Here is a 20,975-nt window from a genome sequence, read left to right on the forward strand (position 1 = left end):
CGCTTCCTTGGGAATTGCGCAAAGACAAAGTAGCGGAGGTTATTTTCCGAGCTTGCTCGCGGTCTGTGCGAGCGCCTCGATCTCATCCCACTTGCCGGCTTTGACCAACTCGTCCGGCGCCACCCACGAGCCGCCGACGCAGATAACGTTGGACAGGCTGAGATAGTCGGCGGCGTTCTTGGCCGAGATGCCGCCGGTCGGGCAGAATTTCACGTCGGCCAGCGGCGAGGCAAAGGCCTTCAGCGAGGCGATGCCGCCGGATTGTTCGGCCGGGAAGAATTTCAGGAACCGCAGGCCGGCCTCGCGGGCAGCCATGATCTCGCCGGGCGTGATGGCGCCGGGCAGCAAGGGAACGTCGCTGTCCTTGGTCGCCGCCAGCAACTCTCGCGTGATGCCGGGGCTGACGATGAATTTCGATCCGGCGGCCGCTGCCTCGTCGAACTGCTTGGCATCGAGAATTGTGCCGGCGCCGACAATGGCGCCCTCGACCTCACCGGCGACGCGGCGGATCGCTTCCAGCGCATCGGCGGTTCTCAGCGTGATCTCGATCGCCGGCAGGCCGCCGGCGGCGAGCGCCCGGGCGAGCGGGACGGCGTCCGCGACATTGGCGATCTTCAGCACCGGAATGACCGGCTGGCCATTGAGCAGCGACAGGAGCTTTTCGGTCTTGCTGGGCATTGGCTTGTCTCTCCCTAGGTGATTTCAACCGATTAGCAGAAGGCCGATTCCGAGTCCACGAAACCCGGCCTGCCGCGATGTCACATGCCGGCCAACGAGCCTGCTGGCGAATACCGACAAGGTGTCTTTAGCTCTGCCTTGAATCCGCTTTGACCACGGTTTAGTGGCTTGGCGATGACCAACCATGAACCCGTGCGCGTCGCTGCGCTCTACAAATTTGCGAGGCTGGGCGACTTCGACGCGCTGCGAGAATTGCGCACGCCGCTTGCCGCCTTCTGCTGCGGGCGCGGCATCAAGGGCACATTGCTTCTGGCGCAGGAAGGTATCAACGGCACGGTCGCCGGCAGCGAAACCGACATAGCCGACCTGATCGCTTATCTCGAGGCCATCGAGGGTCTTGCCGATCTCGAGGTCAAATACAGCACTGCCGCCGAAATGCCGTTCCATCGCATGAAGGTGCGGCTGAAGCGCGAGATCGTCACCATGGGCGTCGAAGACCTCGACCCGGCGACGGGTGCGGGGACCTATGTCGCGCCGGCCGACTGGAACGCGCTGATCTCGGACCCCGGCACCATCGTCATCGACACTCGCAACACGTACGAAGTGTCGATCGGCACGTTCGAGGGCGCGGTGGATCCACGCACGTCGAGCTTTCGCGAATTCCCGGCCTGGGTGGAAAAACACCGCGACCAACTCGACGGCCGCAAGGTCGCGATGTTCTGCACCGGCGGCATTCGCTGCGAAAAGGCGACGGCCTATGTGAAGTCGCTCGGCTGCGAGGATGTGTTCCATCTCAAGGGCGGCATCCTCAGATATCTTGAAGAGGTGCCGGCCGAAAACAGCCTGTGGCAGGGCGAGTGTTTCGTCTTCGACGAGCGGGTCTCGGTGTCGCATGGGTTGACCGAAGGCGAGGCCGAACTCTGCCGCGCCTGCCGGCATCCGCTGACGCCGGAGGACCGGCTGTCGCCGCATTTTTCCACCGGCGTGTCATGCCCGCATTGCTACGAGGCACGCTCGGATGAGGACCGCGCCCGCTATGCCGAGCGCCAGCGCCAGGTCGAACTTGCGCAGGCGCAGGGCAGGGGACATATCGGCAATTAGCGCCCGATCGCTCGTATCGTTTCTGTCACCACGCGACGGAATAGCGGTCGATCACCCACAGCCATGCGCCATCTCTCTGCCGGCGCGCGACCTCTGAGGTTATCGAGCCGTCGGCAAGCCTGGTCGACGTCAACGCGAGGTCGCCGTTGATGGCCGCCGGGCGCTGCTCGCCGCGCTGGAATTTTCGCCCGCTCGCGGCAAAGGCTTCGAACAAAGCGCGGATCGCCTCGTGGCCACGCGTCAATTCGGCTGCTCCGGTGTCGATGGCGGCATCGGGTTCGAACAGCGCCACCATGCCGTCAATGTCTCCCACCCACTGCCGCTCGATCAGCAGACGTTCCAGATCCTGCGGATCGCGCGCCGGTTCCCGGCCAGGTTGATCGGTCACGGCAAGGTTCCTCCCTCGGCAATGCGGCGGCGACATTAGCGCAAGCCGAGGCCGGTATCGACACACCGATTACCGATTTGCGGCATTGCCGGGCCGATAGCAAAGCGTGCGTCCGTCATTGTAATGTCAGTGTGCGGGCCCTACGTCTGCAACGTCCAAAACCTGCCCGTCCACGTTTCGCGGGCCCTTTTCTGGAGGCACCATGTTCGACCCCAAAAAGCTTCTCGACGATCTGCTCGGCTCGCAAGTTCCCGGCACAACCGGCACCGTCCGCGACAAGGCCGGGCAGGCTGTGCAGATGGCCAAGGACAATCCGCTGGCCGCCGGCGCGCTGGCTGCGGTGTTGCTTGGAACCGGCACGGGACGGCAGGTCACCGGCACGGCCGTGAAGCTCGGCGGACTGGCTGCGATCGGCGGTCTCGCCTACAAGGCCTACCAGAATTACAAGGCCGGCAATGCACCCGAGCAGGCGCCGGCGGCCGGCCAGCCGGAATTGCTGCCGCCGCCCGCCGACACCGGCTTTCATCCTTCACAGGCGCCACAGGGGGAGGACGAGTTCACGCTGACCCTGGTGCGGGCGATGATCTCGGCGGCCAAGGCCGATGGCCATGTCGATGACGCGGAACGCCAAAAGATCGCCGGCAAGCTCAGTCTGGCCGGCATCGGCACGGAAGCGGAAAAGTTTCTGATGGCGGAGCTGGACAGCCCGCTCGACCTCGATACGCTGGTCGCCGGCGCCAAGACCGATGAGCAGAGGCTCGAGCTCTACACGGCGTCGCGACTGACGATTGACCCCGATACGCGCGCCGAACGCGGCTATCTCGACCTGCTCGCCGGCCGGCTCGGCCTGCCGGATGCGCTGGTCGATCATGTCGAGGCGACGGTGTCGGCGGCCAAGGTGCCGGTTCCGTCAGGCACGGCGCCGAACCCGCGCTGGTAGACAACGCAGCCGCGCGCCTGGGGCAGGGGACCGAGGCCGGAAAAAATGCGTTAACGTCTCGTTTACCGAGGAAGCGCATGATTTTAGTCAGTCGGATCGGCTTTCCTCCTCCCAAGCCCGGTTCAGATCAGGGCGGTCGCCAATGACCGCCCTTTTTGTTGGACCGATCACATAAAGTGCGTCGCGCTTCATGTTTTTGTCCTGATGCATGTCGTTCTCTCACAACCGGGGCCACTTTGAGCGACATGCATAGTGTCCGGCTTGCCATGATCGCCTTCATTTGCGATGGGTCGGTGCATTCGGATGCACCCCGATCTGTTGCCGGGATGCGCGGCGCGCAGGAGCAAAATCCATGACAGTCCTCACAGAGAAAACCGCCATCATCACCGGCGCCGGCACCGGCATCGGCAAGAGCGTCGCCACGGCGCTGCTGAAGGCGGGCTGGAACACGGTGTTTTGCGGCCGCCGCAAAGCGGTGCTCGACGCCGCCATTGCCGAAGCAGGGAAAACGGACGCCAAGGCGCTGGCGGTTGCCTGCGACATCAGCAAGGCCGGCGAAGTCGATGATCTGTTCGAGACGGTGGCCGCAGCCTTCGGCCGCGTCGACCTGCTCTTCAACAATGCCGGCATGAGCTACAAGTCGACGCCGATCGACGAGATCCCGGTCGAGGTCTGGAACGATATTGTCGGCGTCAATCTCACCGGATCGTTCCTATGCGCCCGCGCCGCCTTCGGCGTCATGCGCAAGCAAAAGCCAATGGGCGGCCGCATCATCAACAATGGCTCTGTGTCGGCCTATGCGCCACGGCCGGGCTCGGTGCCCTACACCGCGACCAAGCACGCCATATCGGGGCTGACCAAGACGCTGGCGCTCGACGGCCGGCCCTATGACATCGCCTGCGGCCAGATCGACATAGGCAACGCGCTGACCGATATGGCGCACGCAATGACGGTCGGCGTGCCGCAGGCCAATGGCACCATCGCCGCCGAAGCGGTGATGGACGTCCAGCGCGTCGCCGACGCCGTCGTCCACATGGCCAGCCTGCCGCTCGATGCCAATGTGCTGTTCATGACGGTGATGGCGACCAAGATGCCGTTCGTGGGGCGTGGGTGAAGAGCCGAAGGCCTACCTCTTCAAAAACGACTCGATCCGCTCCAGCGCGCGCAAGATGTTCTCTTCGGAATTGGCGTAGGAGAGCCTGATGTAGCCTTCGCCGAGAATGCCGAAATCGGGGCCGCCGATCAGCGCCACGCCGGCCTCCTCGAGCAGTGCCGAGGCGAGCTTCTTGGCCTTCCAGCCGGTCTTCGAAACATTCGGGAAGGCATAGAATGCGCCCTTGGGCGTGATGCAGGAGACGCCGGGCAGCGCGTTCAGCCCCTCGACCACGATCTTCCTGCGGTTGTCGAAGGCGCGCATCATCTTGTCGACATCGTCCTGCGGGCCGTCGATGGCGGCGATGCCGGCGAACTGGCTCGGCGCGTTGACGCAGGACCAGCAATTGACCGCCAGCTTGCGCACCTTGTCGTAGAGATGCGCGCCCTTGTCGCCATTCGGCCAGATCGACCAGCCCATGCGCCAGCCGGTCATCGCCCATGTCTTCGACCAGCCGTTGAGCACGATCAGCCGGTCGCGAATTTCCGGAAAATTGAGCAGCGAAAAATGCGTCTCGCCGTCATAGGTCATGACGTCGTAGATTTCGTCGGAGAGGATAGCGACCTGCGGATGCGCTTGCAGCCCCTCCACCAGCTTCTCGATCTCGGCGCGCGGCGTGACGCCGCCGGTCGGGTTGGCCGGTGAGTTGAGGATTAGCAGCCTCGTCTTCGAGGTGATCAGCCCCAGCGTCTCCTCGGCCGAGAAGGCAAAGCCGTTCTCTTCGCGGATCGGCACCGGAATGGGCGCGGCGCCGGTGAACTCGATCATCGAGCGATAGATGGGAAAGCCAGGGTCGGGATAGAGGATCTCGGCGCCGGGTTCGCCGAACATCAGGATCGCCGCGAACATGGTCGGCTTGCCGCCGGGCAGGATCATCACATTTTCCGGCGAGACCTCGACGCCGGTGGTGGCCAGCGTGCGCCGCACCACCGCTTCGCGCGTCGCCAGCAGGCCGTTGGCCGGGGTGTAGCCATGGTGACCGTCGCGCAGCGCCTTGATCGCTGCGTCGACAATGTGCTGCGGCGTTTTGAAGTCGGGCTGGCCGATGCCGAGATTGACGATATCGCGGCCCTGTTGAGCCAGTGCGGTCGCCCGCGCCAGCACGGCAAAGGCGTTTTCCTCGCCGAGGCGGTCGAAGGCCGAAATCATGTGGAGCATTTTTCCCGTCCGTGTGGTTCTTGCTGTTAGGTCGCGTTTTTGTGAGCGTCTGCTCACAAAAGTCAAACGGATTGGAGTTTTGCGTGTCGGAAAATCTCAAAGATTGGCAAGCGCGTCCGCGGCCCGAGCGCAAGCCCATTGACGGGCGCTATGTCCGGCTCGAACCGCTGAGCGCCGAAAAGCATGGCGACGGCCTTTACGAGGCGTCGTCGGTGCCTGACATTGACGGCCGCTTTGCTTGGCTGCCCGACTACCCGCCGCAAACCCGCGCCGATTTCCAGCCATGGCTGGACAAGGTCGAGGCGAGCGAGGATCCGCTGTTCTTCACCGTCATCGACAAGGCCAGCGGCAAGGCCGCCGGGCGACAGACGCTGATGCGCATCGATCCCACCTATGGCGTCATCGAGATCGGCAACATCTATTGGGGGCCGCTGATCTCGCGCAAGCCGGCAGCGACCGAGGCGCAGTTCCTGTTCATGAAGTATATTTTCGACGGGCTCGGCTATCGCCGCTACGAGTGGAAATGCAACAACCGCAACGAGCCGTCAAAGCGCGCGGCGGAACGGTTCGGCTTCAAGTTCGAGGGCATTTTCCGCCAGCATCTTGTGGTCAAGGGTGAAAACCGCGATACGGCATGGTACTCGATCATCGACAAGGAATGGCCGGCGCTGCGCAAAGCCTATGAGGCATGGCTCGATCCTGCCAATTTCGATGGCGAAGGCCGGCAGAAGCGGCGGCTCGAGGATTTCCGCGCCGAGTTCGGCGCGTAACAGGAGTTTCTTCCGATGGCGCACAGCCATGATCATGGTTTGCATGCTGGGCATGGCGCCGGCCACGTGCATGGCTCGACCGACAAGAAGCGTGTGCTGATCGCAGCCTGCCTGACCGCCGGCTTCATGGTGGCCGAAGGGCTTGGCGGCCTTTTGACGGGATCGCTGGCGCTGCTGGCCGACGCCGGCCACATGCTCGCCGACTCGATTGCGCTTGGCCTTGCCTGGTACGCCTTCCATCTTGGCGGGCGGCCGGCGACGGTGCGCCTCACCTACGGCTTCGGCCGAGTCAAGACGCTGGTTGCCTACACCAACGGCATTGCCATCTTCGCCATTGCGCTGTGGATCGTCTACGAAGCCTGGGGCCGGCTGATGACGCCGGCGCCGGTGCTGGGCGGGCCGATGCTGGTGGTGGCGATCGCCGGCCTTCTGGTAAACTTCGCCTCGTTCTTCGTGCTGCATGGCGGCGACCACGACAGCCTCAACATGCGCGGCGCCATCCTGCATGTGCTGGGCGACCTGCTCGGCTCGGCGGCGGCGATCGTGGCGGCGCTGGTCATACTGGCCACCGGCTGGACGCCGATCGATCCGATCCTGTCGGTGCTGGTCTCCCTGCTGATCCTGTCCACCGCGTGGTCGCTGATGCGCGAAGCCGCCCACGTCCTTCTCGAAGGCGTACCGGCAAGCCTCGACCGCGACCTCATCGCCAAGGACATTGCCGGCACCGTCAAGGGCGTGCGCGAAGTGCATCACATGCATGTCTGGTCGCTCGACGGGTCCAGCAACATGGCGACGCTGCATGCCTGCCTCAACGATGGCGTCGATCCGCACCAGGCGGTCAGCGCCATCAAGAAGCGGCTCGCCGCCGAACACGGCATCAGCCACGCCACCGTCGAACCGGAATTCGGCCAGTGCGCCGACAGCCATGACGAGCACGATCATGAACATGACCATGGTGCGCCACCGCATCATGGCCATTATCACTGACAGGGAATTTCATGGCGTTGGCATCCGAGTTGACGAGTTCCCGCGATGGCGGGCCGGCATGATGGACCGCGACACGCGAAACGCGCTGATTGCCGCAGCCTGGATCATGCTGCTGTTCGGCATCGCGGCGTTCTATTTGCCGACCGTGATGCTGGCCGTCGGCAATGTCTCGACCGTACTTGCCGGCATCGTCGGCATCGCCTTCGTGCTGGCATTTTTTCTGGTGTTCTGGTTGCGGGGCCGCAGCCAGAATAAGGGCAAATAAGAGGCTTTCGAATGCGCATCCTGATTACTGGCGCGGCCGGCATGGTCGGCCGCAAGCTTGTCGACCGGCTGGCCAAGGACGGCACGCTCAACGGCCGCAAGATCACCGGGCTCGACCTGCACGACATCGTGCCGCCGCAGGCGCCGGCGATGGACGGCGTCAGCATCGCCACGCATACCGGCGACCTTGCCGACGCCGGTGCTGCCGAGAGCCTGGTCGCCTCACGCCCCGACGTCATGTTCCATCTCGCCGGCATCGTGTCGGGTGAGGCGGAAGCCAATTTCGATCTCGGCTACCGCGTCAATCTCGACGGCACACGGGCACTGTTCGATGCGGTCCGGCTGGCGGGCTTTTCGCCGCGTCTGGTCTTCACCTCGTCGATCGCGGTGTTCGGCGCGCCGTTCCCCGATGTCATCCCGGACGACTTCCATCCGACGCCGCTGACCTCCTACGGCACGCAGAAGCAGATGAGCGAAGCGCTGCTGGCCGACTATTCCAGGCGCGGCTTCTTCGACGGCATCGGCATAAGGCTGCCGACCATTTGCGTGCGGCCCGGCAAGCCGAACAAGGCGGCGTCAGGGTTCTTCTCCGGCATCATCCGCGAGCCGCTGAGCGGCCATGAGGCGATCCTGCCAGTGCCGCGCTCGGTGCTGCACACCCATGCCAGCCCGCGCTCGGCGGTGAACTTCCTGATCCATGCCGCCGGGATCGACAGTGCCGCCGTCGGGCCACGCCGCAACCTCACCATGCCGGGCGTTGCCGTCACCGTCGGCGAGCAGATCGAGGCGCTGGAACGCATTGCGGGCACCAAGGTGGCGAGCCTGATCCGTGAGGAGCCCGACGAGACGATCTGGGCGATCGTCAAGGGTTGGCCGACGCGCTTCGAGGCGCGACGGTCAAGAGACCTCGGCTTCAGCGCCGAAAAAAGTTTCGATGAAATCATCCGCGCGCATATCGAGGATGAGCTGGGCGGAAAGATCGCGGGTCAGGCCTGACCCGCCGAGATCATACAGTTCCGGACAGGCTCGCCGACAACAGCAACAGTCCGAACAGGAAGACGAAGGCGGCGCCGCCGATCTCGACGAATGTGTGAATGCGGTTGCCCATGCGGCCATCGCCGGCGAAATAGACCGCCCAGTTCTTGGCGGTGACTGCGATCGTTGCCAGCGCCGAGACTGTGATGGCGGTTCCAATCGACATCGCCAGCACCGAGAGCAGGCCGCCGAGCCACAGGCCGTTGAGCAAAGCGAAGCTCAGCACAATCAGCGCGCCGGAGCAGGGGCGGATGCCGACGGCGGCTACTGCCGACCAGGCCGTGCGCCAGTCGAAGCGGTCGCCCGACAGCAGCGCCGGATCGGGCGCATGTGAGTGGCCGCACGTACCACAGACTTCGCCGGCTGGGTGATCGTGAGCGGCGTGATCGTGATGAGCGTGGTCGTGATGGGAATGATCGTGTGTGTCGTGGTCGTGCGCAGCGTGATCGTGATGATCATGCGAATGGTCGTGATGCACATGCAAGGCATGCGAATGCGCATGCGCCGCGTGGCTGTGAGCGGCATGCGAATGGCCGCCATGGGAATGACCGGCGTGGGCTGCCGACAGGCTGTAGGCGGGCGCCTTGCCGAACCAGCGCAGGACCGTAGGCCCGAGCTTGCGCCACAGTAGCCAGGCGCCGAACAAAGTGACGAAGACATAGCTCATGATCTCCATGAACCAGGCTGCGTCGGTCATCGAGATCGCGGTGCCGCGCAGGACGAAATAGGCAAGCAGCATCACCAGGATCGCGGTCAGGCCCTGCAGCAGCGCCGAGACGAAGGACAGCAGGATACCGCGCCTGAGCGCCACTTCATTGGCCACCATGTAGGACGAGATCACCGCCTTGCCGTGGCCGGGGCCGGCGGCGTGGAAAATGCCGTAGGCGAAGGACAGGCCGATCAGCAGCCACATGTTGCTGCCGTCCTCGCGCATTGCTTTCATCGCCGTGGCCAATGCGCGGTAGAATTCCTGCTGGCGCAGATTGATCCACATCAGGATGTGGGCGAACGGGCCGGTGGTGGGCGCCATGCCGTCATTGACGCCGATGCCGAGTGAGCTCTGGGCATGGGCCTGCCCGAGAAAGTGCGTCATCAGCAGGGCAGCGGCCACGAGGCCGAATGCCAAACGCAGGGACGGTTTCATCACCGGATCTATCCTTCTGGCGGGCAATTCAGTTCGAGCTTGGTGGCGAAGATCTTGCTCATGTCGGTGCCTGTCGGGTCGTTGAAGAACGCGTCCGTCAGGGTCTTCTGGTTTTCCTTGATCGCCTCGTCTGGATCAGGCCGGATGACGCTCTTGGTGCAGTTCGAGGGCAGGCCTTCCACCGTGATGTTGCTATCCTCGGTGAAGTCGATCGCTGTGTAGAAGGTTGGATCGTAGACGCCGAAATCGATCTTGCCGGCGAGCTTGATCGGCACCTTGGGTTCGGATTCGAACAGGATGATCAACTGGTCGTTGTCGAAATTGGCCATCAGATGCGGTGGCGGCGTCATAGGCACGTCCTTGCCGTCGACGGTGACGAGCTGGAAATAGTTGAATTCGGCCAGCGAGGCATGAACTGTGTCGGCGACATCCTTCAGCTCCTTGTCGTCAAGCTTCAGGTCGGAGTTCTTGTCGAACTCCATCATCACCGTACTCGAAAACAGATCATCGAAACGCCAGAGGTGACGCAGCGCTTTCACACTTTGGTGATCCGGCGAGAGGATCACGTCGAGGCGGGCCTCGGCGAAGACATGAGGATGCGCGCCAGCCGCTCCGACGGAGGCAAAAGTCGTCGCCAGGGCCGAAGCGAGCATGATTGCGTGCCGTTTCAGATGCATTCTCGGTCGCTGTTCCATCGGCCTCGGAGAGATTTCGAGAGGTTACCAGAAACGGGGCGAAATTGGGACCGCGGCACGGCAGGGCCGGCTCAAGCGCTCTCGCGGTTCTTGAACCATTGCACCAGGAAATCGACGAAAACACGGACCTTGGCCGGCAGATAGCGACGGTGCGGGTAGACGGCGAAAATGCCGCTGCCCGACTGGATGCGGTCGTCGAGCAACGACACCAGAAGCCCGGATGCGAGGTCGGGCGCGGCGATGAAATCCGGCAGGATGGTAAAGCCCAGACCGGACACGGCGGCGGCTCGCGCGGCCATCGGGCTGTTGACCTCGATCGGACCCGATACGTTGACACTGACTGACTCCTCGCCATCGCCCCTGAAGCGCCAGTTGGCAAGCGAGCGGCCATTGGTGTCGACGATGCAGGGCAAGTTGGCGAGATCCTGCGGGCGCGTCGGCTTGCCGTGCTTGGCGATCAGCTCCGGCGAGGCGCAAAGCTTGATCGAAAACGGCCCCAGGCGGCGGGCGATCAGCGATGAGTTCTCCAGGCGCGAGATGCGCACGGCAAGATCGAAACCTTCCTCGACCAGATCGACAAAACGGTCGTCGAGATGGATGTCGAGCACGATGTCGGGATGCTGTTTGGCGAAGTCGATGAGCGATTGGCCTATCGGCGCGTCGGCGAAGGTGCGCGCCGCCGACAGCTTGATCCTGCCGCGCACGTCGCCGGAGGATTCGCGCACGGCGTCGGCCAGGCTGTCGACCTCGCGCACGATTTCCGAAGCGCGGCTGTAATAGGTATGGCCGGCCTCGGTCAACGAGAACTGCCGCGTGGTGCGGTTGAGCAGCAGCGCGCCGAGTTCGTCCTCGAGTTCGCGCACATATTTCGACAGCAGCGCCTTGGAGCGACCGATCTTGCGCGCGGCCGCCGAAAAGCCTTCGGCCTCGACGACGTCGATGAAGGCGCGCATGCGGGTCAGTGTATCCATCATCAGGCCTTTCGTGCCGCATCGAGAATTCGCCGGCCGAGCCGTATCAGGGCAATGTCGCTGCCGGGAGGGCCGAGCAGCGAGAGGCCGAAAGGGGCACCGTCAACCGAGCCCAGCGGCAGGGTGATTTGCGGAAAGCCTGAAAGACCCGAAAGGCACAAAAGATGCAAGGCCCTTTCGCGGTAGGCCTGGAGCTGCTGCGGCTCGCTTTTGACCAGAGGTGCGGGGCCTGGAACGGTGGGCAGGACAAGAAACCCGTCCTGGCCGAGCAGCGCGGCTAGCTCGGAGCGGAAGGTCAGGCGGCGCACCGCCTCGGCCCGCGCGGTCTTTTCGTCGATTGTCCTGCCGAAACCAAAGCGCTCCTCGACGCCCGGCCCGAGATCGCGCTCGCCCGAAATGATCCAGGCGCCATGCTGCTGCCAGGCCTCGGCGGCCTGGAGGCGGCGAAAGCACCAGTAGAGCTCGTCGGGGAAGGAGGCGAAGGTGTATTCCACCGGCGCCGGCTCGCCGACAAGGCCGGCCGCCAGCGCTCTCATCCTGGCGTATTCGGCTGCCTCGGCGGGGCCGGCCACGAAAGCGTCCAGCCAGCGGATCGAAAGCGGCCGGGTGAGCGGATACGGATGCGGGTCGCGGCCGAGCAGCAATTTGCCGATTGTCTCATATGTCTCGATGTCGTCGGCGAACCAGCCGAATGTGTCGAAGCTCGGCGCCAGCTTCATCGTGCCTTCAAGCGAAATGCGGCCATGCGTGGTGCGCAGCCCGATCAACCCGCAAAAGCTCGCCGGGGCACGGATCGAGCCGCCGGTATCGGAGCCGGTGGCGATATCGGCAAGCTTGTCGGCCACCGCCGCCGCCGATCCGGAGGACGAGCCGCCGGTGACGCGATCGGGAGCGGCCGGGTTCACCGGAAACGGAAAATGCGCGTTCTGGCCCATCAGCGAGAAAGCGAACTCGTCGGTCTGCGTCTTGCCGATGAAGCGCGCGCCGGCGTCGAGAATCATCTGCACGGCCGGTGCCGTGCTGGACGCGGCATGCGCCTCGTCGAACTTCACCGGATTGCCGCAACCGGTGCGGTAGCCGGCGACGTCGTAAATGTCCTTTACCGCCAGCCTGAGCCCGGCCAGCGGCCCCAGTTCCGCATTGGCGACCGGCATGCGGCGCAGGTCGAGAAAGGCGTTGAGCGGGCCGTGCGTGCCTGGCATCGTTCGATATCCGTACACAGTAGGCCCAGCATTGTTCGATGCCGGAAATTTTACAACCTGGGATACGATTTTTATTGATTGTGAAATCTTTCGATCTTATATCGCGCTTGCCCAAAGTCGCACGTGCCTGTGGGTGTCCGCCGATCCTCGAATGGTGAGGGAAATCGGTAAGGTAACTGGAGCTAACCCCTCCAGTCGGTCTAGCGGCCAACCGCCAGCCCGAGGACACCTTGAAGCAACGACGGTGCGGGCCTTTCTGGTGTTCTGCCGGTCGTCCAAAGACCGGGGTTACTGAAGAGGCACACCTTCATTGCCGGCAGTGCGGACGGGTCTCCCATCCAAGCCAAGGCAGACAAAGCGAACCGAGGCCGGGCAAGGCCAAGGTTCACCGCCGCGAGATGGCGTTTCATGGTTCCGGGGTCTCCACCGGCTGGTTCCATGGATTTCCGTCCCGCCTTTGTTTGACCGCGTGTTCGCGAGGCCGAAAGCCCCGCGTCCGCAGCCTTATTGCGCGCCGCAAGGCGTTAATGGAGAGACCCCGATGGCCACCCAGCGCATCCTCGACTTCCTCGCCACCCGACGTCCGTCCGGCCCCTGCCTCGTCGTCGACCTCGATGTCGTGCGCGACAATTTTCGCGCCTTCGAAAAGGCGCTGCCCGATTCCCGGATCTACTATGCGGTGAAAGCAAATCCGGCGCCGGAAATCCTGCGCCTGCTTGCTGCGATGGGCTCGTCCTTCGACACCGCTTCCGTTGCCGAGGTCGAGATGGCGATGGACGCCGGTGCGCCGGCGGACCGTATCTCCTTCGGCAACACCATCAAGAAGGAGCGTGACATTGCACGCGCCTACCAGCTCGGCATTCGGCTGTTTGCCGTCGATTGCGTCGAGGAAGTCGACAAGATCGCCCGCGTCGCTCCCGGCGCCCGCGTGTTCTGCCGCGTGCTGACCGACGGCGAAGGCGCCGAGTGGCCGCTGTCGCGCAAGTTCGGCTGCGTGCCGGCGATGGCCGTCGACGTGCTGCGCCATGCCAGGACGCTCGGCCTCGACGCCTATGGCGTGTCGTTCCATGTCGGCTCGCAGCAGACCGACCTGACGGCGTGGGACCGTGCGCTGGCCGACGCCAAGAAGGTGTTCGCCACGCTCGCCGATGAAGGCATCGTCCTCAAGATGGTCAATATGGGCGGCGGTTTCCCGACGCGCTATCTGCGTGACGTGCCGGCGGCCCAGGCCTATGGCCAGGCCATCTTCTCGGCGCTGCGCAAGCATTTCGGCAATGCGATCCCTGAGACCATCATCGAGCCGGGTCGCGGCATGGTCGGCAATGCCGGCGTCATCAAGTCGGAAGTCGTGCTGATCTCGAAGAAGGCCGAAAACGACAATGTGCGCTGGGTGTTCCTCGACATCGGCAAGTTCGGCGGTCTGGCCGAGACGATGGACGAGGCGATCCGCTATCCGATCGTCACCCGCCATGACGGTTCGGAGACCGCACCTTGCGTGCTCGCCGGCCCGACCTGCGATTCGGCCGACGTGATGTACGAGAAGACGCCGTATCCGCTGCCTCTGTCGCTGACCATCGGCGACGATGTGCTGATCGAAGGCACCGGCGCCTACACGACCACCTACTCGGCGGTCGCCTTCAACGGCTTCGAGCCTCTCCGATCCTACGTGATCTGACGGCTTCGGCCTTCAGATCACCCCAGGCGGACGTTTGCGTCCGCCCGGGTTCGCCTGTGGAACAAGCTCCGCTCGTGAAGGATCGCGGAAATGGACATTGTAAATTACATTGACGGCATTGGATTCTCCCCCCCCGAGGGGGAGATGGCCGGCGCCATTCCCATCGTCGCCGAAACTGCGGCAGACATTGCATCGCGTGAAGCGTTGCTCGATCGCGCCATGGGGCCGATGCGGCGCAAGAAATCGTCGGAGAAGCTGCGGCGCGGCCGCCGGCCTTCCGAAGGCCTCGCTTTTGTCGTGCGCGATGCAACCGGCGCGGTTGCTGGTACGGTGCGGCTGTGGGACGTGCGTCTTGGCGAGGGTGGCCCGGGAGCACTTCTGCTCGGACCGCTCGCCGTCGATCCGGCGCTGAAGAACGCCGGCATCGGCTCGGCGCTGATGCGCCATGCTTTGGCCGAGGCCGCGCGTCTCGGCCATGCCGCGGTGCTGCTGGTCGGCGATGCGCCTTACTATGGCCGCTTCGGCTTCTCGGCGGAGAAGACCGGCGCGCTCGCCATGCCTGGTCCGTACGAGCGGCACCGCCTGCTGGCGCTGGAACTGATCGATGGTGCGCTCGACGGCGCGCATGGCACGCTGAAGGCTGCAGGTCGCAAGCTCAAGGCACAGAGGCTGTCGCTGGCCGCCTGATTGTCCAAAAACAAACGCCGCCGGTCCTTTGCATTTCAGCGAGGGCGGCGTTTTGTTGTTGCGAAGGGCTCAGCCGATCAGTTGGCTGAGCGCCATGGCGACCGACATATCGCCTTCGACCTTTATCTTGCCGGACATGAACGCCATGGTCGGGTTGAGGTCGCCGGCGATCAGCGAATCCAGATCGTCGAGCGACAGCTTTATGGTGCAGTCGGTCGGCGCGTCGGTGGTCGAGACGGTCGCGCCGTCGATGACGATGACGCCGTTGCTGCCGGTATCGAACTTCACGGAATGTTCGAACCCGGCGCTCGCCACGCGCGACCTCATCTTCTCGGCAATATCCTGAACGCTCATGACTGTTCTCCTGGTCTCGTTGCGTTTTGCCGCGCTTCAGTGACCGGCCTCCGCCGAAGTCACTGTCTCGCGCGTACCGCGATCTGGTCGCTTGGCGCATATAGCTTCGAGTTGACGTAAACGTCAACGCGCGATGCGTCATCTCGTTTCAGTCGGAAGGAATGCGGCAGAGAACATTCGCCCTGCGACGAAGGTTAGTGTTCAGCAGCGGGCTTCGCCGCCTCGGCCTGGGCCGATTCCGCCGGGGCCGGTTCGGTCGGCGTGGCCGGATCCTTGCGGCGGCGCATGGCGTTGTCGCGGATTTCGTCCTTGGTCAGGAAGTTGACCTGGTCGATCAGCACTTCATGCACCAGGTCGGCGCCGACGCGGGCGTTGACGGTGTCGCGTATGGCCTTGCGGAAGGCATCGAGATCGATGGTTTCCTTCTTGGTGAAGTCGATCTGAGGATTGGAGTAGAGATAGGAATAGACCTGATCGGTCATCAGCGCTTCGGCCGGGATCGACATCTTCTTTATCTCGGCCGGCTCGACCGTGTAGACGAGCTTGGTGAGGAAATAGCCGTCGATCTTGGAATCGCGGATCAGCGGCACCGAGATGATGTCGGTCTTGACGTAGTCGAGGCCACCCAGCATCGGTTTCGGCGTCTCGCCGACGCCGCGCTCACCGGCCGCCTGGAACGAATAGAACACCGCGCCAAGCGTGGCGGCGCAGATCCAGATCGCGGCAGCGATGAATTTGATCACCGGTTGTTCCCGCCTGTTGCCGAGATCATCAGCTCGCCCAACCGAATTCGCCGGCCGAATAGGTGCCGTCGGCTTCGGCGCGCTGAATGGCGTTCTTCAACAGCGTGGCGACTTCGTTGACCGCGTTGAGGTGGGCGAGGATTGCAGCCTCGTTTTTCGCGAGCTTCTGGCGCAGCCGCGCCAGACTGTCGCGATGCTGTTCCAGGAATTCGATCTCGTTGGCGCCCTTCATGGCGCGGGTCAGCTCATAGAGGTAGCGGCTCTTGCGGGCGTTGGAGGCCTTGAGGTCATAGCTGGTGTCGTTCTTCAAACCGGCCGTCTCTTCCTCGACCGCTTCCTCGATGCGGCCGATGATGGCGGCAAGGTTGCCCGGCCGTGCAAACGGGATCGGCGCTTCGGACGTACGCGCCGGCAGGTTGGAAGAGTATTTTGAAAAATCGGCCATTGAAAATCCTGGTCTAGATCTTGATTTCGGTTTTGATGGTCGTCTCGTCGCCGGTCATCGACCGTGCGGCCTTGCGCTGCAATTCCTCGACCAGCGAGGTGGACAGCCGGGTCTGCTGGTCGATCTCGGTCTTGTGCGGCCCGGTTGACACCGGGCCGATCGGCACGGTGCGCTTGCCGTCCTTGTAGTGGTCGGCGAGCAGCGATTTGGCGATGCCGATCCCGCCGCGCTCGGCCATGACGTCGGCGACACGCTCGGCAAGCTGCGATTTCCACATGTCGCCGGCCAGCCCCTTGCCGTAGACGCCCTCGGTGTCCTTGGGCAGCATGTTTTGGATGAAGGTCTGCAAGACCATCGCCTCGAACTTCTTGAACTTGCTGCCGGGATCGGCATTTGCGGCGGCCTTGTCGGCGGTAGCGCGCGACAGGATCGAGCCGGCATCGACCGAAGCAGCCATGTCGACAGAAAAATTACCGCCAACGCCGTTGGCCCGCTTGGCCAGCGCGGCACGGGCAGCCTCGATATCCGTCGGGTCGACGGCTCGGGCAACATCGAGAACGATGTCGCTGGGTGGAGAAATCGCCAAGAAAGTCCGCCTCTTTGCCGCGTTTCCTGAGCGACCATGCCGCAACAAGCTTGTGGCAGGCTTGCCGGTTTGAAATCCTTCGCCGGATGCTGGGCCATTGCTATCAGCAGCGGCAAGTCCGGCTGGGTCGATGCGATCTGGTCGTTTGCGGTGGGCGCTGCCGGCGTCGCCATGGTCAGATCGTAGGTGGCGTAGGCGCAGAGGCCGAACACGGCGCCGTACACCCAATACAGCCCGCCGCACGGAACGAAACCGAACGCCGTCCGCAAGTGACGCGGCTTTAACTTTCGATTATTCCTGCCCGCGCCTCTGCGCGATCAGATCGAGCCGGTCGCGGTCGGAGCGTTCGCGTTCGTCCCGTCGGCGCACGTCCTTGTAGGCGCGCTCGACCATGTTGGTGCGCGCCGTCGCAGTGGCGATGAGCGTGACCTCCTGCCTGCCGCTTTCCAGGCTCGCTTCCTGCCGGACTAGCGCATTGGCGATGCGGCGATGGTAGAGGTCAGGGAACAGCACCGCCATCGACTGGTCGGCGTCGAAATGCTGGACAAGTTCCCTGGCCTCGGTTTCGGCGGTTGCCGCTGCCGCCAGGAAGGCCGCATGGCGCGTCTCGTGCAGGGCCTTCAACTGCTCCTGCACCTTGACCAGTTTCTTCAGCCGTTCCTTGCGCGTGCTCATCTCACCTCGCCAGCGTCAGATCGACAAAGCCGTCGACGAACAGCGACAGCATGGTGCCGATGGCGAAGTAGAAGATGATCATGCCGCCGGCGATGACGAAAGGCAGTGAGATGAAGTAGACCGGAATCTGCGGCGTCAGCTTGTTGACGAAGCCGATCGTCAAATTGACCAGGATGGCATAGGCGATGAACGGGCTGCCGAGCCGGATGACCAGGAAGAAGGCGTCCGACACCGTGTCGGTGAGATCGACCAGGGCGGCCTGCGGATTGAAGAAGACGTTGACCGGCGCCACCGTGTAGGAGGCGACCAGAGCGCGGATGATCTCGTGGTCGAAATCGAAGACGAAGAGCAGCAGCAACGCTGAAAACGAGATGATGGCGGCGAGAGCCGCCTGCGGTTCTGGCTCCTCGATGGCGGGGCCGCCGGTGCCGCCATAGCCGATCAGCATGGCCATGGCCGAACCCATGAAGCGCAGCGCCTCCATGTAGAGCCTCGTCATCGCGCCGATCAGCCCGCCGACCAAAAGTTCGGAGATGATCATCGGCGCCAGCACCTGCGGACGCGCATCGACGAAGGGAAAGATCTTGTCCCACAGGAAGGCGAGCAGGCCACCGGTGGCCGCGATCGACGCGAACAGCCGGACCTGGATCGGCACGCGGGCGCTGGACAGGCCCGGCATCAGCATGAAGCAGGCGCCGATGCGACAGAAGGCGAGGAAGGCGGCGATGACGACGCCTTGCGACAGTATGTTCACGAGATCGTCCCGAGCACCTTGATCTCGACGCCCTTGGCGATTTCGACATGGGAGAGAACGGGAAGCGTCGTGAACAGGCGCTCGATGATCATGCGCACATAGGGGCGAGCATCGGGCGCGGTGACGAGGACAAAACGCTCGCCGGCCTCGAGATGCTTGCGGATCGCCTTGGTCGCGTCCTGGCCGAATTCTTCCAGCTGGCGCGGGTCGATGTCGAATTCGCGCACCTCGCCCTTGGCGTCGCGCTTGAGGCTCTGGTGGAAGGCGAGGTCCCAGCGGTTGCCGAGGCGCAGCACCTTGAGCATGCCGCCCTCAGAGAGATCGCCGCAGATCTGCTGGGCCATGCGGATGCGGACATGCTCGACGATCTGCTCGGTGCGGCGCACATGGGGCGCGATCTCGGCGATAGCCTCGATGATCAAATGCAGGTTGCGGATCGATACGCGTTCGGCCAGCAGCAATTTCAGCACCGCCTGCAGGCCGGGGTAGGAGATGTGCGAGGTGCATATCTCGTCGGCCAGCTTGCGGTATTCCGGATCCTGGCGTTCGAGCAGCGCCTTCATGTCCTTGTAGGACAGAAGCTGCGGCAGGTTGTTGCGGATCACCTCGGACAAATGGGTGAGCAGCACCGACATGTTGTCGGCAAAGGCATAGTTCTCGCGCTTCAGATCCTCGGCGAAGGTTTCGAGCACCGAGAAGGCGCGCATGCCGAAGGCCGGCTCGCGGATTTCCTCGCCGGGAACGTCGGGCAAATCCCGGTTGCCTAGCAGCACCATGATCTCGCCGACGCGCATCTGGTATTCGGCGACGACGGTGCCGTGGACCTTGATCTGATAGCTTTTCGGCGGGATGCCGAAATCGTCGGCGACGCGGACTTCCGGCACGACGAAGCCGTATTGCGTAGCAAATTTCTTGCGCATCTTGGCCATGCGGAACACCAGTTCCTGATGCGACACCAGCAGCCGCGTCGACAGCTGCTTGCCGATCAGAAGCTCGATCTCGGCGGTGGTCAGAGAAGCCTTGACCGAGTTCTTCTCTTCCTCGACTTTGTTCGCCTTCTCCAGATCCTTGATCGCTTCGGCGGCGGCAGCCTCGCGGTTGGCGCGCATCGGGATGACGTAGCCAAGGCCGGCCATGCCTGCAGCCAGCGTGAAGAACGGGAAGAACGGCAGGCCGGGCATCAGGCCGAGCAGGACGAGCAGCGAGGCCGCGACATAGAGCGCGCGCGGATGCGCACCGAGCTGGCCGAACACCGCCTGGTTGGTCGAGCCGCGCGTGCCGCCCTTGGAAACAAGCAGGCCGGCGGCGAGCGAAACGATAAGCGCCGGGATCTGGGTGACGAGGCCGTCGCCGACCGACAGTTTGATGAAGACATCGGCGGCTTCGCCCATGCCCATGCCGTGCCTGATGTAACCGATGGCGATGCCGCCGACGATGTTGATGGCGGTGATGATGAGGCCGGCAATGGCGTCGCCGCGGACGAATTTCGAGGCGCCGTCCATCGAGCCGAAGAAGGAGGATTCCTCTTCCAGCTCGCGGCGGCGCAGTTGCGCTGTCTTGTCGTCGATCATGCCGGCGGACAGGTCGGCGTCGATCGACATCTGCTTGCCGGGGATGGCGTCGAGGGTGAAGCGGGCGCCGACTTCGGCAATACGGGTGGCGCCCTTGGTGATGACGATGAAGTTGACCACAATCAGGATCATGAAGACGATCAGGCCGATGACGAAATCGCTGGCCATCACAAGTTTGGAGAAGCCGGCGATGACATAGCCGGCGGCGTGCGTGCCCTCATTGCCGTGCGACAGGATCATGCGCGTGGTGGCGATGTTGAGCGATAGCCGTAGCATGGTGGCGATCAGCAGCACGGTCGGGAAGGACGAGAAATCGAGCGGCCGCTGGATCCACAGCGCCACCATCAGGATCAGCACCGACAGTGCGATCGAGAAGGCGAGGCCGATGTCGATGAGGAAGGCCGGGATCGGCAGGAATAGCACGGCCAGGATGATGACGATGCCGATGGCGAAGAAGACATCGCGGCCGTTCTTGGCCACTGTTCCTGTCGCTAAGCTTTCGCTGACCGCCATGTCGTCCCCAATCACAAGCCTGCCGAGCACGCGACAGCCCTTCGAGCCTAACCGGTCAAGCTTGCGCGAGGGTGGGAGGACTGGTTAGTTGCCGGGACGACAGAGGCCTTGAGGAGAGAGATCATGCTGGTGATCATCGGCACCATTCGCTTGCCGGCGGAACGGCTCGACGAGGCAAGGCCGGCCATGCGGCGCATGATACTGGGCAGCTGGGCGGAGCCCGGCTGCATCGAATACTCCTACGCGCAGGACGTGCTCGACGCCGGGCTCATCCATGTAATCGAGGTGTGGAGCGACAGGGCCGCGCTCGACGCGCATTTCCGCTCGCCTCACATCGCCGATTGGCGGGCGAGCTGGGCATCGCTCGGCATAGGCGAGCGCAACCTCATGCTCTACGAGGCCGGCGAGCCGAAGCCGATCTGAGGACCGGGCAGAGTCAAGAAGGCGTAGGCCCAAGAAAGTCTAGCAGGCGTTTACCTGTCTGCA

Annotated in this window: 25 protein-coding genes; 10 read left to right on the top strand and 15 right to left on the bottom strand. The window is 63.6% G+C overall.

Annotated features, from left to right (window positions below):
• Positions 1-39: 39 nt before the first annotated feature.
• Complete coding sequence (locus NKJ77_RS02640; protein WP_023817276.1) at positions 40-678, bottom strand: 2-dehydro-3-deoxy-phosphogluconate aldolase; 639 nt, start codon at positions 676-678, stop codon at positions 40-42.
• A gap of 174 nt (positions 679-852) precedes the next feature.
• Between NKJ77_RS02640 and trhO the strand changes: the two genes are divergently transcribed.
• Positions 853-1,779 carry an oxygen-dependent tRNA uridine(34) hydroxylase TrhO gene (gene trhO / locus NKJ77_RS02645; RefSeq protein WP_023832940.1) on the top strand — a complete coding sequence of 309 codons (927 nt, stop codon included), beginning with the start codon at positions 853-855 and terminating at the stop codon, positions 1,777-1,779.
• 25 nt (positions 1,780-1,804) lie between these two features.
• Here the strand turns inward: trhO and NKJ77_RS02650 are convergent, their stop codons facing one another.
• Entirely contained in the window at positions 1,805-2,167 is a 363-nt protein-coding gene (locus tag NKJ77_RS02650) for a YybH family protein (protein WP_023832941.1), read from the bottom strand.
• Positions 2,168-2,369: 202 nt separating this feature from the next.
• Between NKJ77_RS02650 and NKJ77_RS02655 the strand changes: the two genes are divergently transcribed.
• Complete coding sequence (locus NKJ77_RS02655) at positions 2,370-3,107, top strand: tellurite resistance TerB family protein (protein WP_023671935.1); 738 nt, start codon at positions 2,370-2,372, stop codon at positions 3,105-3,107.
• A gap of 87 nt (positions 3,108-3,194) precedes the next feature.
• On the opposite strand, the gene NKJ77_RS02660 is transcribed toward NKJ77_RS02655, so the two are convergent.
• Positions 3,195-3,317 (bottom strand): hypothetical protein, encoded by a 123-nt coding sequence (locus tag NKJ77_RS02660; protein ID WP_023710951.1) that lies wholly within the window; start codon positions 3,315-3,317, stop codon positions 3,195-3,197.
• Between the two features lie 142 nt (positions 3,318-3,459).
• On the opposite strand from NKJ77_RS02660, the gene NKJ77_RS02665 reads away from it, so the two are divergent.
• Positions 3,460-4,221, top strand: coding sequence for an SDR family oxidoreductase (locus NKJ77_RS02665; RefSeq protein ID WP_023832942.1), 762 nt, complete (start codon positions 3,460-3,462; stop codon positions 4,219-4,221).
• A gap of 12 nt (positions 4,222-4,233) precedes the next feature.
• Here NKJ77_RS02665 and NKJ77_RS02670 read toward each other — a convergent pair whose 3' ends face one another.
• A complete protein-coding gene (locus NKJ77_RS02670) occupies positions 4,234-5,418 on the bottom strand; it encodes a pyridoxal phosphate-dependent aminotransferase (protein ID WP_352534170.1) in 1,185 nt (394 codons plus the stop codon).
• A gap of 83 nt (positions 5,419-5,501) precedes the next feature.
• On the opposite strand from NKJ77_RS02670, the gene NKJ77_RS02675 reads away from it, so the two are divergent.
• Genes NKJ77_RS02675 through denD form a run of 4 tightly spaced genes read left to right on the top strand, consistent with a single transcriptional unit; the run spans position 5,502 to position 8,435 of the window.
• Positions 5,502-6,188, top strand: coding sequence for a GNAT family N-acetyltransferase (locus NKJ77_RS02675; protein WP_023671931.1), 687 nt, complete (start codon positions 5,502-5,504; stop codon positions 6,186-6,188).
• 15 nt (positions 6,189-6,203) lie between these two features.
• Complete coding sequence (locus NKJ77_RS02680) at positions 6,204-7,175, top strand: cation diffusion facilitator family transporter (protein ID WP_023832944.1); 972 nt, start codon at positions 6,204-6,206, stop codon at positions 7,173-7,175.
• Positions 7,176-7,233: 58 nt separating this feature from the next.
• Complete coding sequence (locus tag NKJ77_RS02685) at positions 7,234-7,440, top strand: hypothetical protein (protein WP_023686390.1); 207 nt, start codon at positions 7,234-7,236, stop codon at positions 7,438-7,440.
• Positions 7,441-7,451: 11 nt separating this feature from the next.
• Positions 7,452-8,435: a D-erythronate dehydrogenase gene (gene denD, locus NKJ77_RS02690; protein WP_023747152.1), complete on the top strand. Its 984-nt coding sequence runs from the start codon at positions 7,452-7,454 to the stop codon at positions 8,433-8,435.
• A gap of 10 nt (positions 8,436-8,445) precedes the next feature.
• Here denD and NKJ77_RS02695 read toward each other — a convergent pair whose 3' ends face one another.
• From NKJ77_RS02695 to NKJ77_RS02710, 4 genes are all read right to left on the bottom strand, one after another.
• Positions 8,446-9,618, bottom strand: a complete 1,173-nt coding sequence (locus tag NKJ77_RS02695) for a nickel/cobalt transporter (RefSeq protein ID WP_502902113.1) — start codon at positions 9,616-9,618, stop codon at positions 8,446-8,448.
• A gap of 8 nt (positions 9,619-9,626) precedes the next feature.
• The gene (locus tag NKJ77_RS02700) at positions 9,627-10,295 is read right to left on the bottom strand and encodes a DUF1007 family protein (RefSeq protein ID WP_023671926.1); all 669 of its coding nucleotides are present in this window, start codon (positions 10,293-10,295) and stop codon (positions 9,627-9,629) included.
• A gap of 89 nt (positions 10,296-10,384) precedes the next feature.
• Positions 10,385-11,284: a LysR family transcriptional regulator gene (locus NKJ77_RS02705; protein ID WP_023671925.1), complete on the bottom strand. Its 900-nt coding sequence runs from the start codon at positions 11,282-11,284 to the stop codon at positions 10,385-10,387.
• Between the two features lie 2 nt (positions 11,285-11,286).
• The gene (locus NKJ77_RS02710; RefSeq protein ID WP_023725171.1) at positions 11,287-12,486 is read right to left on the bottom strand and encodes an amidase; all 1,200 of its coding nucleotides are present in this window, start codon (positions 12,484-12,486) and stop codon (positions 11,287-11,289) included.
• A gap of 541 nt (positions 12,487-13,027) precedes the next feature.
• On the opposite strand from NKJ77_RS02710, the gene odc2 reads away from it, so the two are divergent.
• Complete coding sequence (odc2, locus tag NKJ77_RS02715) at positions 13,028-14,161, top strand: ornithine/lysine decarboxylase (RefSeq protein WP_023671923.1); 1,134 nt, start codon at positions 13,028-13,030, stop codon at positions 14,159-14,161.
• Between the two features lie 144 nt (positions 14,162-14,305).
• Entirely contained in the window at positions 14,306-14,848 is a 543-nt protein-coding gene (locus tag NKJ77_RS02720; protein WP_023686385.1) for a GNAT family N-acetyltransferase, read from the top strand.
• A gap of 69 nt (positions 14,849-14,917) precedes the next feature.
• Here the strand turns inward: NKJ77_RS02720 and NKJ77_RS02725 are convergent, their stop codons facing one another.
• From NKJ77_RS02725 to flhA, 7 genes are all read right to left on the bottom strand, one after another.
• Positions 14,918-15,202, bottom strand: coding sequence for an SCP2 sterol-binding domain-containing protein (locus NKJ77_RS02725; RefSeq protein ID WP_023683274.1), 285 nt, complete (start codon positions 15,200-15,202; stop codon positions 14,918-14,920).
• 194 nt (positions 15,203-15,396) lie between these two features.
• Positions 15,397-15,945: a hypothetical protein gene (locus NKJ77_RS02730; protein WP_023683275.1), complete on the bottom strand. Its 549-nt coding sequence runs from the start codon at positions 15,943-15,945 to the stop codon at positions 15,397-15,399.
• A gap of 28 nt (positions 15,946-15,973) precedes the next feature.
• The gene (locus NKJ77_RS02735; RefSeq protein WP_023671919.1) at positions 15,974-16,390 is read right to left on the bottom strand and encodes a hypothetical protein; all 417 of its coding nucleotides are present in this window, start codon (positions 16,388-16,390) and stop codon (positions 15,974-15,976) included.
• Between the two features lie 13 nt (positions 16,391-16,403).
• The gene (locus NKJ77_RS02740) at positions 16,404-16,976 is read right to left on the bottom strand and encodes a rod-binding protein (RefSeq protein WP_023832945.1); all 573 of its coding nucleotides are present in this window, start codon (positions 16,974-16,976) and stop codon (positions 16,404-16,406) included.
• A 291-nt stretch (positions 16,977-17,267) separates the two neighbouring features.
• Positions 17,268-17,651 carry a hypothetical protein gene (locus NKJ77_RS02745; protein ID WP_023832946.1) on the bottom strand — a complete coding sequence of 128 codons (384 nt, stop codon included), beginning with the start codon at positions 17,649-17,651 and terminating at the stop codon, positions 17,268-17,270.
• A gap of 1 nt (position 17,652) precedes the next feature.
• Positions 17,653-18,405, bottom strand: coding sequence for a flagellar biosynthetic protein FliR (gene fliR / locus NKJ77_RS02750; RefSeq protein ID WP_023832947.1), 753 nt, complete (start codon positions 18,403-18,405; stop codon positions 17,653-17,655).
• The gene (flhA, locus tag NKJ77_RS02755; RefSeq protein WP_023832948.1) at positions 18,402-20,489 is read right to left on the bottom strand and encodes a flagellar biosynthesis protein FlhA; all 2,088 of its coding nucleotides are present in this window, start codon (positions 20,487-20,489) and stop codon (positions 18,402-18,404) included. Before flhA ends, fliR begins: the two co-directional genes overlap by 4 nt.
• A gap of 123 nt (positions 20,490-20,612) precedes the next feature.
• Between flhA and NKJ77_RS02760 the strand changes: the two genes are divergently transcribed.
• Positions 20,613-20,912, top strand: a complete 300-nt coding sequence (locus NKJ77_RS02760) for a putative quinol monooxygenase (RefSeq protein WP_023691739.1) — start codon at positions 20,613-20,615, stop codon at positions 20,910-20,912.
• Positions 20,913-20,975 lie beyond the last annotated feature (63 nt).

Origin of the sequence: Mesorhizobium sp. M0052, assembly GCF_040323255.1 — a bacterium.
Classification (GTDB): domain Bacteria; phylum Pseudomonadota; class Alphaproteobacteria; order Rhizobiales; family Rhizobiaceae; genus Mesorhizobium.

Excerpts from the sequence above, each read along its gene's own strand:
- NKJ77_RS02720 (WP_023686385.1), top strand. The coding sequence starts at position 14,306 with ATGGCCGGCGCCATTCCCATCGTCGCCGAAACTGCGGCAGACATTGCA.
- NKJ77_RS02695 (WP_502902113.1), bottom strand. The coding sequence starts at position 9,618 with ATGAAACCGTCCCTGCGTTTGGCATTCGGCCTCGTGGCCGCTGCCCTG.
- NKJ77_RS02660 (WP_023710951.1), bottom strand. The coding sequence starts at position 3,317 with ATGCATCAGGACAAAAACATGAAGCGCGACGCACTTTATGTGATCGGT.
- flhA (WP_023832948.1), bottom strand. The coding sequence starts at position 20,489 with ATGGCGGTCAGCGAAAGCTTAGCGACAGGAACAGTGGCCAAGAACGGC.
- NKJ77_RS02705 (WP_023671925.1), bottom strand. The coding sequence starts at position 11,284 with ATGGATACACTGACCCGCATGCGCGCCTTCATCGACGTCGTCGAGGCC.
- NKJ77_RS02640 (WP_023817276.1), bottom strand. The coding sequence starts at position 678 with ATGCCCAGCAAGACCGAAAAGCTCCTGTCGCTGCTCAATGGCCAGCCG.
- NKJ77_RS02745 (WP_023832946.1), bottom strand. The coding sequence starts at position 17,651 with ATGAGCACGCGCAAGGAACGGCTGAAGAAACTGGTCAAGGTGCAGGAG.
- NKJ77_RS02735 (WP_023671919.1), bottom strand. The coding sequence starts at position 16,390 with ATGGCCGATTTTTCAAAATACTCTTCCAACCTGCCGGCGCGTACGTCC.
- trhO (WP_023832940.1), top strand. The coding sequence starts at position 853 with ATGACCAACCATGAACCCGTGCGCGTCGCTGCGCTCTACAAATTTGCG.
- denD (WP_023747152.1), top strand. The coding sequence starts at position 7,452 with ATGCGCATCCTGATTACTGGCGCGGCCGGCATGGTCGGCCGCAAGCTT.
- NKJ77_RS02760 (WP_023691739.1), top strand. The coding sequence starts at position 20,613 with ATGCTGGTGATCATCGGCACCATTCGCTTGCCGGCGGAACGGCTCGAC.
- NKJ77_RS02665 (WP_023832942.1), top strand. The coding sequence starts at position 3,460 with ATGACAGTCCTCACAGAGAAAACCGCCATCATCACCGGCGCCGGCACC.
- NKJ77_RS02700 (WP_023671926.1), bottom strand. The coding sequence starts at position 10,295 with ATGCATCTGAAACGGCACGCAATCATGCTCGCTTCGGCCCTGGCGACG.
- NKJ77_RS02710 (WP_023725171.1), bottom strand. The coding sequence starts at position 12,486 with ATGCCAGGCACGCACGGCCCGCTCAACGCCTTTCTCGACCTGCGCCGC.
- NKJ77_RS02685 (WP_023686390.1), top strand. The coding sequence starts at position 7,234 with ATGATGGACCGCGACACGCGAAACGCGCTGATTGCCGCAGCCTGGATC.
- odc2 (WP_023671923.1), top strand. The coding sequence starts at position 13,028 with ATGGCCACCCAGCGCATCCTCGACTTCCTCGCCACCCGACGTCCGTCC.
- NKJ77_RS02725 (WP_023683274.1), bottom strand. The coding sequence starts at position 15,202 with ATGAGCGTTCAGGATATTGCCGAGAAGATGAGGTCGCGCGTGGCGAGC.
- NKJ77_RS02670 (WP_352534170.1), bottom strand. The coding sequence starts at position 5,418 with ATGCTCCACATGATTTCGGCCTTCGACCGCCTCGGCGAGGAAAACGCC.
- NKJ77_RS02680 (WP_023832944.1), top strand. The coding sequence starts at position 6,204 with ATGGCGCACAGCCATGATCATGGTTTGCATGCTGGGCATGGCGCCGGC.
- NKJ77_RS02655 (WP_023671935.1), top strand. The coding sequence starts at position 2,370 with ATGTTCGACCCCAAAAAGCTTCTCGACGATCTGCTCGGCTCGCAAGTT.